The 12095-nt window shown below is 54.5% G+C and carries 9 protein-coding genes; 4 read left to right on the plus strand and 5 right to left on the minus strand.

The annotated features are described in order from the left end of the window. Window positions 1-8: 8 nt before the first annotated feature. From BM123_RS13445 to BM123_RS13465, 5 genes are all read right to left on the minus strand, one after another. Entirely contained in the window at window positions 9-2948 is a 2940-nt protein-coding gene (locus tag BM123_RS13445) for a hypothetical protein (protein WP_139211883.1), read from the minus strand. Continuing rightward, window positions 2938-3483, minus strand: a complete 546-nt coding sequence (locus BM123_RS13450; RefSeq protein ID WP_090169530.1) for an RNA polymerase sigma factor — start codon at window positions 3481-3483, stop codon at window positions 2938-2940. Before BM123_RS13450 ends, BM123_RS13445 begins: the two co-directional genes overlap by 11 nt. Before the next feature lie 8 nt (window positions 3484-3491). Next, the gene (locus tag BM123_RS13455; RefSeq protein WP_090169354.1) at window positions 3492-5291 is read right to left on the minus strand and encodes a hypothetical protein; all 1800 of its coding nucleotides are present in this window, start codon (window positions 5289-5291) and stop codon (window positions 3492-3494) included. Between the two features lie 265 nt (window positions 5292-5556). After that, window positions 5557-6876, minus strand: coding sequence for a Gfo/Idh/MocA family protein (locus BM123_RS13460; protein WP_090169356.1), 1320 nt, complete (start codon window positions 6874-6876; stop codon window positions 5557-5559). 93 nt (window positions 6877-6969) lie between these two features. Beyond that, window positions 6970-7353: a hypothetical protein gene (locus tag BM123_RS13465; protein WP_139211884.1), complete on the minus strand. Its 384-nt coding sequence runs from the start codon at window positions 7351-7353 to the stop codon at window positions 6970-6972. Between the two features lie 262 nt (window positions 7354-7615). Between BM123_RS13465 and BM123_RS24600 the strand changes: the two genes are divergently transcribed. The 4 genes from BM123_RS24600 to BM123_RS13485 all read left to right on the plus strand — a co-directional run bounded on the left by BM123_RS24600 (window position 7616) and on the right by BM123_RS13485 (window position 12087). Next, on the plus strand, window positions 7616-9667 hold the full coding sequence (locus BM123_RS24600; protein WP_175489380.1) for an SUMF1/EgtB/PvdO family nonheme iron enzyme: 2052 nt from the start codon (window positions 7616-7618) through the stop codon (window positions 9665-9667). 45 nt (window positions 9668-9712) lie between these two features. Further along, window positions 9713-10258 carry an RNA polymerase sigma factor gene (locus BM123_RS13475; protein WP_090169361.1) on the plus strand — a complete coding sequence of 182 codons (546 nt, stop codon included), beginning with the start codon at window positions 9713-9715 and terminating at the stop codon, window positions 10256-10258. After that, the gene (locus BM123_RS13480; RefSeq protein WP_090169363.1) at window positions 10258-10845 is read left to right on the plus strand and encodes a hypothetical protein; all 588 of its coding nucleotides are present in this window, start codon (window positions 10258-10260) and stop codon (window positions 10843-10845) included. Before BM123_RS13475 ends, BM123_RS13480 begins: the two co-directional genes overlap by 1 nt. A gap of 225 nt (window positions 10846-11070) precedes the next feature. Beyond that, a complete protein-coding gene (locus tag BM123_RS13485) occupies window positions 11071-12087 on the plus strand; it encodes a hypothetical protein (protein ID WP_090169364.1) in 1017 nt (338 codons plus the stop codon). The last annotated feature ends 8 nt before the right edge of the window (window positions 12088-12095 follow it).

The following is a 12095-nucleotide window of genomic DNA, read 5'->3' on the forward strand; positions in this document are numbered from 1 at the left end:
TACCGCCCCTAAAACCGCACCCGATACCCCAAACTCACCCCAATCAGGGAATAACTCGTCTGATAGCCAGCAACCGCCGGGTCTTCAAAGCTACCCAAGCCCTGTATGCGGAGGCCAGCCGTTAGTGCGTTCTTTTCACTTAGCTGATATTCCCCGCTGAATTGCAGAAGAAGGCCTACTCCCATCCGCCTGGAGAAGAAGTGGTTGCCGCCTACGGAGCGGTAACCATCTGCCGTGCGGAGGTGAGCACTACCGCCACTGCTGAGGTTGAGGGTCGGGCCGGCTTCCAGCATCATGCTGTACTTGCTGCCCTTGAAGCGGTAGCCCAGTAAGAGGGGGATGTCCAGGCTCGTCACAGAGTTGTAGTACCTGGCTTTCGTCGTGATGGTCTGGGGTACCTGAACGGTTCCTATCTGTTCGGTGCGGCTGCCGTCAGGGTTCTCGATAATGGTAACTACCCCGGTTTGGCTGACCGTCGTCTGTTCAGTAGACTCAGAACTGATCTTACTATTGATCCTGGAATAACTGATACCGGACCGCAGACTGAGGCCATTGGGGCGGTGATGACCGGCTAGCGCCTGAAAGGTGAGACCCTCCAAAGATTTTTCGTCCTGATTACTGCCGGAGTCTCCGCTTCCCCCTCCGGAGCGGAGCGGGAGGCTAATGGCCAGCATGGGTTCGGCGGTCCAGTAGGGCTGCGGGCGTAGCTTCCGTAGTCTTCTTCTTTCGGCTCTGGCGAGCCGGCGGGCGTCCCGGCGGGCGAGTCGGGCGGCGAGACGTTCCGCCCGGCGGGCTTCTCTCAGGGCCATTCGCTCGCTTTTCCTGGCGAGTCGGTCTGCACGACGGGCTTCCTGAAGGGCCAGTCGATCGGCTTTCCGGGAAAGACGGTCGGCCCGGCGCTCTGCGAGTAGTTGTTCTCTGCGGGCTTTTTGGGCCGCTTTGCTGGCACTCCGTTCCGCTAATAGCTGGCGTTTGCGGGCTTGTTTTTCGGCCCGGCTGGCTAGGAGTGATGCCTTACGGGCGTCTTTGTCTATACTACGCTGTTTTCGTTTGGCGAGGAGTAATTGCCTGCGGGCGTTTTTATCTGCACTGCGTTGCTCCCGTTTGGCCAGGGCGTCAGCTTGCAGTTGTCGACGATCTTCAGCCATGGCCAGTTTACGTTCACGGCTGGCGATTTTACGATCAATGGCGGCCTGACGTCGGGCTTCGCGTTCGGCGGCTGCAAACCGGGCCCGGTTTCGCTTGTTGATTTCCCGCGCTTGCTTTTCCATTACTTTGGCAACCCGTAGCAGGCTGTCTCTGGTTATGGCGTCGCGCCGTTGTCGTTCCTTTTGCGCAACGGCCCGTTGCGTTTGGACAGCTTTTTGAACTCGCTCCGCTTTTTGACGCTCTTCTTCGGCTCTGGCTTCGAGTGCTATTCTGGCTGCTTTTTCTGCAGCTTTCTGTTTCTCGGCCACTTTTTTCATACGCTCTTTTTCTGCCTGGGCTACTGCTGCAGCTTCCGCTTCCTCCCGAAGAAGCTGAACGGTAGATGGAGTTCCTTTCTCCGCATTGGTTCGAGGTAAAGACGGACGTTCCGCTCTTTTAGCTTCCAGCCTGGCCAGCCGTGCGGCTTCCTTTTCGGCTTCTTCTTCGCGTCTCCTCTCTTCCTGGGCTAGTCTGGCCACTCGCTGCTGTTCGGCTCTCTGTTCTTCTTTGGCTCGTTTTGCTGCCGCCAGGGCAGCCTCTTTTGCGGCCTTCCTGGCCTTTCTTTCCTGGCGGGCGTCCGCAATGGCTTGTCTTTCAGCTTCTTCACGCTCCTTTTCGGCTCTCTTTTCTTCCCGCGCGGCTATTCGTTCGGCTTCCCGGTCTGCCTCAAGCCGGCTTTCAATTCCTTCTCTCTTTTTCCTCCTTCGCTCAGCCAGTTCCTCCGCAGCTTTACGTTTTCTTTCCAGTAGTACCTCCTTCTCTGCCTCGAGTTGCTCTTTTTTTAGCTTTCGGGCTTCCATGGCCAGACGTTCTGCTTCTGCTTCTTCAGCGGCCAACTCGGCCGCCAGGCGAGCTTGTTCTTCCCGTTCAATCTCTAATGCTGCCAGTCGTGCTGCTTCCTTTTTTTCAGCCATGCGCTGTTCGGCTTCCTCCCGGGCTTGCCGGGCAGTCATTTCTCTGGCGGCTGCTTGCTCAAGGGCCAGTCGTTTGTTGGTAGTTTCCTGTGCTTTTGCCCTGAGCGCTTCCAGCCGCTCCTGTTTTTCGGCTTCTGCCAGCCGATAGGCTTCCAGCCTGGCGGCTTCCTCTTCGGGAGAAAGCTCAGTGTAAGTAGGAACTGTTCCCGTGCGGGTGCCTTCAATAGATTCGGCAGCGTTAGTTACGGCAAGGGTGGATTTTTTATTGACCTGTAGTTTTTCTGCGGCAATGCGGCGACGCTCGGCCCGGGTGGCTTCCAGTTCGGCCATTTTGGCCTCCAGCCTGGCATCGGCCTCCCGTTGCCGTTCGAGGAAAGCCAGCTGTTGTGGGGTAAGACCGCTGGCTGGCTTAGACTCAGTAATCGCAATAGAAGTATCCTTAGTGCCGGAATAAAAAACCGTCAGTGGGTTGTTCTCGGGATCGTTGATCACCAGCATCAACAGGTTGGGCATTACAACTGCCGGTGGAAAGTGCTCCGGTGAATTCAGGGAAGCCAGGGGAGACGGCCCTGTCGTTGTACTCGCGGTATCGATGATAAATGATAAAGGAGCGACACCAAGTCGTTCCGAGGCTTTTTTCTCCGTAGGGGGAGTTTTTGTTGATAGTAAAAGAAAAAAGCCCATACCTGCCGCACCGATCAGGCAGAGGAGCCAGAAAGGCAGCCCTGGTCCGCTTCGTTGGGCTAATCGGGGTTCTACTTTGTCCCACAAAGCATCCGTATCCACGGGGGTTGTGTGCTGCTGTAGCGACTGGCGTATCTTATTTTCAAATGGTCTATTCAGCATGACGCAGACCTGTTTTTTGGTGGAGTAAAATGGCCTGAAGAAGCTTACGGCTGCGGGCGTAATAGGATCTGCTGGTCACTTCAGTGATACCCAGCATCTGCGCAATTTCCCGATGACGGTAACCCTCCACGGCATATAAGTTGAAGACATGACGGAAGCCCTCAGGCAGAGTAGCTACGCACCGCATAATGTCTTCGGCCGCTAACCGGTCAATAACGTCGGGGTCGACGGGGGAGTCCATCGAGATGGGCTCCATACAGACTTCCCGCCGCATCCATTTACGATCCAGGCGATTCAGAGCGGTAGTGACCACTACTCTTCTCATCCATCCTTCAAAGGAGCCGCTTTCTTTATATTGATCAATACGTGTTAAAATTTTCACCAAACTGTCTTGCAGTACGTCCTGAGCATGAGCATGATCGGGAACGTACCGTAAGGCAATAGTGAAAAGCTGGGGGCTGAAACGCTCCACCAGCTCTTTTTGGAAACTTCGTTGACCAAGACGACAACCCTCAATGAGGGTTGCTATGGTCATTGGCCGTTTCATAAATTTATGCGGAAGCTGGCAGTAACGCTAAGGTTTACAGCTTCAACCGACTGGCTGGCGTCATTCTGTAAATTCATCGTGGCGTCGAAACTGCCTTCGAATACATCACCATCGGCAGAAACGGAAGACCCAATAAGGTTCAGCATCTGGTCGGGGTCAACGTAGACCCGCCCTTCACCGTAATCCTGGCCTGGCTCAAGTCGGTAAACCGCCCCCATGGCATCGGCCGCAGCGAAGGCGCCCGTAGCGGGATCGCTGAAGTTCAGAAAAAGGCTGTACTCCTCTCCATTTAGCGTGCCGGCGGCTCGGACTAACCAATTGAAGTTACCGTTCTCCGGCCAGTAAATGGGGGCTAGTTCGGTGATGGGAATATCCGTCCCGTCGATGGTGAGGGTAAAGAATTCATCAGCGTCAAGCTCACCACAAACCACCAGCTGCTGGGGGGCAAAATCATCGGCGGGACGACGGTAAACGGGGGATGCCGCGCGGTAGTCACGGGTAAAGGCTTGTACCAATACTTCATCATCATCACAGTTGATGAGGGAGACGATGGTGGAACCATCACTTTGAGCGGCGAAATATTTTCCACCATTACCGCCATATCCATTGGCCCAGATTTCGGCCAACTCCAGGTCGGGCGTGCCTGCACTGCCACAGCTGGTCAGGCTACCAGCAAAAGCGCTATTGGACAAGTCAATCACGATGTCGCCGAGCTCTCTTGATGTGCTGACTGGAACGGGGTCAAAAGGAACCACAATTACTTCTCCGGTACAAGAGTCCTTAACCTGGAACTCCAGAGCAGCATCGGCAGCGACCCAGGCGCAGAACTCACCATTACAGTCGATCCGGGCGGTATAGCAGGTTAGTCCACCTACTAGGTTCACCGCGAAGGGCGAGTGAGTTAGCGGGAAGCCTCCAGCATCCACAAAACGGCCACAAATTCTCGCTGCAGGGCGGGGTACGTCACAGTTGTAAGTGCCACCAACGTTGATGAAGACAATGTAGCAGTCGGGGCCAAGAGTAGCAAAGCCATCCGGAAGCCAGAACCCATCGGGGTCAAGAACCCAGAATGGAATATCATCAGGACCTAGCGGAACGGTAGCGGACTTGAGTGGGAAGCGGACTTCGGCGGGGGTGGATTCATCAAGGGTTAGCGGATCTCCGTCGGGAGACTCCAGCGCAACATCCATCATACCAAAGCTCTCCAGATTTGCCAGTTCACCATTTTCTAATTGTGCGAGGACGTTTCCGGGGCTATTGAGCATTTCATCAGCATCTTCCGGGGCATCGTGGTTAACGTATACTTCAACGGGCCCTTCATAGGGGGATCCATCGGCAGTAGTAGCGATGGTGTTTGGGGCCAGCATAACGGAGAATCCATCGGCTATCTGAATAATTCCACCGGTAGTAAGGTCGATCTCACCAGCCTTTACCTTAGGCTCGAGAACAAACGTTTCCACCAGTTCACCGTCTCCGGCGGGCATCAGGAGCCGGCGCTCCGGCCAGTGGCCGGGGCTGGTAACGGTTACCAGTGTGCCATCAGAGCTCAGCTGGCCTGCGTCAATAGTATAGGAACCGTCAGGGTTGAGGCGGCCCGCTGCGCCAAGACCAGTGATGTCTACGTCGGAAAGCATTTCGCCGGATTGCGTGATTACAACCGTCGTGACCGTCGCCGTGATAACCGTGGGCGGAGGGATATCGCCCGTCTCGGTCGTGATGATCTCTCCTTCTTCCCGACAGCCACTAATGACGAAAAACAAAGCCAGAAGAACAAACAGGTAATTCGAGGAACGCATATTTTAGGGGTTTACTTATGGAATAGACCGGAACGAAGGACAAAACGTTAGAGTAAAATAGGTTTTTTTTGAAAATCGTTCTCTGGCAAGACGCTTTCCCTAAAGGCAGATCCAACATTTATCGGGCTTTCCCGTCATATTTCAGAGATGCGTTGCCAAACGTTGTTTTTCATCGATCTTGCTTAATCCCCTCTGTTGCTGAAGGCAATGCTTCTTCAGTGATCAGGGCTTCAAAGCTCTGTGCAGTATCAGATCTGGCTTATGCTCAGGGCCGCTCCCATCCCGCCCGATACACCCGCGCCAAAAGTGCCGTCGCCTCCTCATCACCTGCAATGACTTTTCGTTCCGGATCATAAGAAAGTGGCCGCTCCAGCGAACACGCCAGATTCGCCAAAATACAGGATGCCGTAGAAATATGCCCTTCCTGTAAGCTGGCTACCGGACTAGTCCCTTGCTCAATGGCTTCCAGCCAGTTGCGGAGGTGGGCTCGCGTGGCGGGGGCTACGTGGAGCTCGATGCCTTCCTCCGTCACATCCTCCGGGAATTGTTCCCGTTCATAGCTGACGTCTACCCGAACGGGAGCTCCCTTCAGCGGTCGCCATTCATACTTTTTGGTGTCAGCAATAAGGACTCCTTTTTCACCATAGAGCGTAAAGGACCATGGCCATTCTTTGTCTGGCGCACGGCCCCAGCTGCGGTGCGTCCAGTGGCAATTGAGTTTCCGTTCGGGATACTCGAAAACGGCCGTTTGGGTGTCAGTGGTGGTTGCGTCAGCCTCGGTTTGCACGTATACGCCCCCCTGGCTGCTTACCCGGGCTGGCCAGCCCAGGCCAAGGAGCCAGCGGACGGCATCATAATAATGGACGCACATATCCCCAACGATGCCATTACCGTATTCCTCAAAGGCTCGCCAGCGGCGGTGCGGGCGGCCTTTGTAGGGCAGGAGAGGGGCCGGCCCACTCCAGCGGTCGTAGTCGAAGCCTTCCGGCACGCTGGTCGGTTGACGCACCGCCTTATCCCGCATCGGGTAATAACAACTCATCTCAACGTGGTGTACCTCCCCCAGCAGGCCACGGTCAATGTATCGCTCCTTCATATCAATCAGGTGGGGAGTACTCCTGCGTTGCAGCGCTACCTGAATGACCTGGTCGGGGTGCTGGCGCGCAGCGGCAAGTATGGCTTCCCCTTCCCGAATATCCCGACTCACGGGTTTCTGTAAGTACAGGTGGCAGCCTGCCTTGAGGCAGTCGATGGCGTGTAGCGCATGCCAGTGGTCGGGGCTTTCAATCAGCACCAAACCTGGCTGTTCCCGGGCCAGTAATTCTTCGTGTTTTTGGTAGAGGCGGGGCCTCTGTTTGGGGTGTCTGCTTTGCAACATAGCCAGGGCAAGATCGAGTTGTTGCTGGTCGGGATCACAGAGGCCCACGACCTCCACATCAGCGACCTGAAGCAGGCGCAGCAGGTCCATCTTTCCGTACCAGCCTGCACCGATGAGGGCTACCTTTTTTTGGCGCGGACGCAGGTGCAAAGGAAGTCCAGGGAAAAGCAGTGCTTGGGCGGTGGCGAGAAATTGTCGGCGTTGCATGATCGTAAGTTAAGGCTTGCAGCCGAACGACGGAAGCGTAGACGGTCAGAGGGCCACGTCGCTTTGCTCCTGGTCTGCTATTTTATGAATAGCTTATTCCTTCTGCTCGGCACGCCCATTCCGGTTTTTATACCTGGGGCCGGTAATCCTTTCTTTCGTGGGAGGAGGGACTTCTACGGCACCAACAGCAGGCTTCCGGTTCTTATAGGCCGGGCCGGATACAATGGCCTTAGTCGCCCTTACCCGGCGCCCTACTCCGGCTGCGCGGTTCAGCTTCAGGTTTCTGCCCGCGGCCCGATGGCTTTTGTAAGCCGGCCCACGGAGTTGTTGCCTGTTGGCAGGTTTGATTTTCTTGATGGGGTCAGGAGGTGTTACCGGATAATTCGTCAGGCTATGGTTCATTGCCGGCAACGCATTACACAGTAAAGGGGAAAGGAGAAGGGTTAACAGGAGGCCTGTTTTATTTCTTATGGACATTGTGTGGTGAAATTAAATTTGGTTAAATGGCTCAAATGTGAAAATAGCTACTATTTTTCAGAAAGGAAAGTGTTTTGGCTTATTAAGCTTGGGCAGTAGTGTCCGGGGGCGATTGGACCTTCCCGTCGGCGCTGTTCCTCTAAGCTTCTCCCGTACCTGCACATTTGGCAGACTCTGTGACCACGACCCCGCCCTGAAAACTTTTTTCTTGCTGATGAACCCTTGCTCTTTGACGGTGTACCCCCACCCAAACACGCTTTTCATGCGCCTATTCTTCTGCCTTTTCGTCGTTTTGACCGGCTCATATTCTGCGGAAGCCGGAACCGACATTGCCAATGGGCACCTCCTTTCTCCAGCCCCCTTTGTCGACCTTCTGCACGCCCGCCACGACGGCGACTTCTACGATCGTCAGGCCCGCGAATGGGAAGCCCTCGCCTATGGCGACTGTGCCACCGATGAAACCTGGTTCCACTACTACAAAACGGCCCACTACAGCAACCGCTTTGGTTCCGGTTACTATGACCTCGCCGCCATCTTTACTGCTGCCGAAAAAGCCTGCGACCCCGAAGGCTTCGAGATGCTGTACATGACGCACACGAATTTTCGGGATGGCGAAATTCGCTGGGATAAACTACTGGCCGCCCACGAAAAATCTCCCGACCGCCACGAGGCTTACCTCGCTCTGGCGACCTACTATGAAGTCAACGGTCTGCTAACAGAACGGGAAGCCATTCTCGAAAAACTACACCAGGCAGACCCCATCCCCGCCGGCGTCATGGAATATGGCTACAACCAACTGATGTCCGTTGCGCCCAACGGAATTCTGATTACCCACGGTGATACGGATACCTACCCCGGCTGGCTGTTACAATCTGCTTACGGCGTGCGGCCGGATGTTCAGATCATCTGCCTGCCTTTGTTGCTTGGGTTCAACGACTATCGCCGGGAGCTTATGGGCAAAGAGCTGACCTGGGAGGATCAGGATGAATTATTGATTCAGGTCATCAATGACTTCGCTGACCGCCCGGAGCCCCTCCACATCGCCGCCACGGCCAGCTACCTCAAAGAGCTCCGGCAAAAGGATCTCTACCTTACCGGCCTCGCTTTCCGCTACAGTAATACGCCGGTGGATAATATCGGCCTCCTCGCTCAAAATTACCGCTCCAACTGGCGCCTTGAACAACTGCGCCAGCCTCTTGCTGACGGCCCCGTTCAGGCCGTCGCGGACCAGCTTAACCAGAACTATATCCCCGCACTGCTGGAACTGTACACACTGCAGCAAAAGGATCTGGCAAACCACCTTGAAGGGCTACTTCCACTGCTGGAAACAATCGCGGAACGTGTGGGCAAAACCGGAGAACTGGCCCAATATCTCCGGGCCGACGACCCTCCTCAGCTGGCCAGTAAAGAGCACGGTTTGCGAGCAAAAAATATCCACAAGGGTGCTGTTTACGTACCTGGCGGAATACTATTCCAAGGTGCTTCGAAAGAGAAAGAACAAGTATCCATCAATGGCTTCTGGATGCAGACCACTGAGGTGAGCAACGGCTCCTATCAGCTTTTTCTGGAAGACTTGCTACGGCAGCGTAAGTTTGCTATGCTTGATTCTGCCGCCGTCGCTAAGTTCAAACCGGAAGATATTAAGACCTTCTTTCCTGAAAAAATTGATCTGAGCAAAGCGGGTATTCATCTTACGGGTAGTGATCCTGCTTTTCAGGAGTATCCCGTGGTTAACGTCAGCCGCCGTGCGGTGGAGCTCTACGCAATCTGGCTAGCCCAGGTCTATAACCAGGACCCGAAACGCATTGATGGCAAAAACGTACGATTTCGCCTGCCTACGGCGGAGGAATTCGAGTATGCCGGCCGGGGCGGAAAATTACACGCGCCTTACCCCTGGGGTGGGCCCTATACCCGCAATTCCAAAGGGTGTTACCTGGCGAACTTCAATACGCTCTTGCCAGAACATTTAACGAGTAATAAATATGTGGATATTAACGGCCAGGTTATGGAATCCTCAGAATCTCAAGAAGCCCGTAAAGCCAGACTTGATGCACGGTTAGCTGAGGAAAAGCCCTGTGGAGATGGAACGGAAGACGGTGGCCTGCTCACCGTTCATGTTGACGCCTATTTTCCGAATGATTTTGGCCTCTATAACATGAGTGGAAATGCCGGAGAAATGATTGCTGATGAAGGGAAAACAATGGGCGGCAGTTGGCTGCACAAAGATTATTATATGCAACTTTCGATCATTAAAGAGCAAACTATGCCTCATCCCTCCACCGGCTTCCGCCTCGTGATGGAGTATGTTGATTGACCGTTAGTACTATCATATTCTCACTACTACCAAACTACCACTACTATAAAAACAGACCGCCAACTCCTCCTCCGCGCCGCCAACGGCGACCAAAGTGCCTTCAGGGCGCTCTACCTGCGGTATGGGAAACGGCTGTATGGCTACTTCCTTCTCCGGGTGGGGGGAGACCGGGAGCAAGCCGAAGACCTGAAGCAGCAGGTCTTCCTGCGCTTGCTGGAGAGCCGTGCTTTCCGGGAGGCGGAAACTGGGCCGGAGGATATCTCTTCACTCCTTTTCACTATTGCGGCCAACCTGCTGAAGAATGTGTACCGGAGCCAGGAGCGGCAGCAACGGCGGGAGGCGGCCTATCGGGATATTCGCCGGGCTAATGACAGCACCGAAGAACCCAGGATTGAGAGCCGGCGCGTAGCGCTGGCCATTGAGCGGCTGCCGGAACATCAGCGGCTGTGCGTAGAGCTGCGCTTCCGTAAGGGGCTCTCCACGGAAGAGGTTGCAGAAGCCCTCAATTGTGCGCCCGGAACGGTGAAAAGCCGACTGCACTACGGGCTCAAGAAGCTCGCCGAAATTTTAAACGCCACAACGATTAACTGATGGAGTATCTGGACTATTTAGCGGATTATACTTACGACGAGCTGCCACAGTCCGTCCGCTCCTCCATCAGTCGGGAGGCCTACGCCGAGCGCCGGCAGATGGTGCTGGCCGTGCAGGAACCCGAAGAGACGGCGCTTCCCCCTGCACTAGCCGCGGCTTTTACGGCGCATACGCAGGTGCAAGGGCAGGCTGCAGGGAGCAATGTCCGCTGGCTGCCCTGGCTGGCGGCTGCGGGCTGGCTGCTCTTTCTGGGGGCAAGTGGCTTGCTCTTGCTCCGCGAGCCCGAAACATTGCTCGTTGAAAAAACCACCACTGCACCTGCGGCAGCGGCCCCTGCTGAGCTTGCCGAAGTACCAGAAATCATTTATTCCACCGACACGCTTTATCAGACCGTCATTCGCTATCGCGACCGGATAGAAACCGTGATTGTTCACGATACGGTTTATCAGGAGCTCGCCGTTGACCGCTTAGTCTATCTGACGGATACTCTTTATCTCCCTGCTGCCGATCCTGCACTACCGGTTAGTGGAAGCAGTAGTTTAGCGGGTAAGAAGAAGGTATTGAGCTTCTTATTTGCCACGGAATAAAAAAATCAGGGCTCACTAAAACCGATGGCCGGATAGTTTTCGTAGGTACTGTAAGTGAAGCGGATCCCCGGGGCTTCGGGCGGGTTGTTCCAGCAATTCTCCGGAAGACTTTTGTTGAAAATACGAACATGAGTATTTCCCGATCCGTTACACCAATGCGCGCATATACCGGAAGGGGATTAATCTTTCCTTCGATTCGACTTTAAACCAAACCAAACCAAAATCATGACTAAATTTTTTGCTTCGAGCAAGCTGCTGATGCTGCTGCTCGCCCTCACCGCTGTGTCTTTTACTTCCTGTGACGATGATGATGACGAGATTCTCGGCATTGATCTCGGAGACGATGGCGTCCTCGTTCTTTCCTCCAACACCAGCGGGCTGGTAGGAGTGGTAGACGTGGAAGACAGCCCCCTTGAAATTGAAACTTTTACCGCTGCAGGTATGGATTCTGACGGCATTTTTTACCGCGACAGCGATGACATTGTGTATCAGGTAAACCGTAGTAACAACACCCTGGTGAGTTATGAAGATGTGCTCGACGATATGGACGAAGACGATGGAGTTCAGGTGGAGAGCGAAAGTTCTTCAGACTTCACTAACGGTCGCGGGCTGGCAGTAGTAGGGCGTCAATACGTGGTTGCTCAGGATGCCAGCGACGCAAACAACAATACCAACGGCTTTGTGATCTACGAAGATACCAATGACGACGGCCTTAACCGCCTGCGTACCTTCACGACGAGCATTAACACCTGGGGGCTTCAATACATCGGCGATGATATGTATGCCGTAGTTGATAACTCAGACAGCATTGCCATCTTCAATGATTTCTTCGGTAATGCCGACAATGCCATGATAGAACCTGATAGCTACATCCGCATTGACGGGCTGGTGCGTACGCACGGCATTCAGTACGATGAAGACGAAGACATTATGATCCTGACGGACGTAGGTGATGCAGACAGCGACAGTGACGGTGCCCTGTTCATCATCAAGAACTTCAGCTCCTTCAACGGTACAACCGCTACTGCTGCGGACTACACGAAGATCAGTGGCAACAACACCCTGCTGGGTAACCCGGTAGACGTGGATTATGACGAAGACACCGACCGCATCTACGTAGCGGAGCGTAAGCGCGACGGTGGTCTGCTACTGGTGTTTTCAGCAAACGACACCGGTGATGTTGCTCCAACGAGCTCACTTGAGTTTGCCGGTATCTCGGCTCTATGGCTAAACCGTGACTAAGAGAAAGT

Source organism: Neolewinella agarilytica (genome assembly GCF_900110645.1).
GTDB lineage: Bacteria > Bacteroidota > Bacteroidia > Chitinophagales > Saprospiraceae > Neolewinella > Neolewinella agarilytica.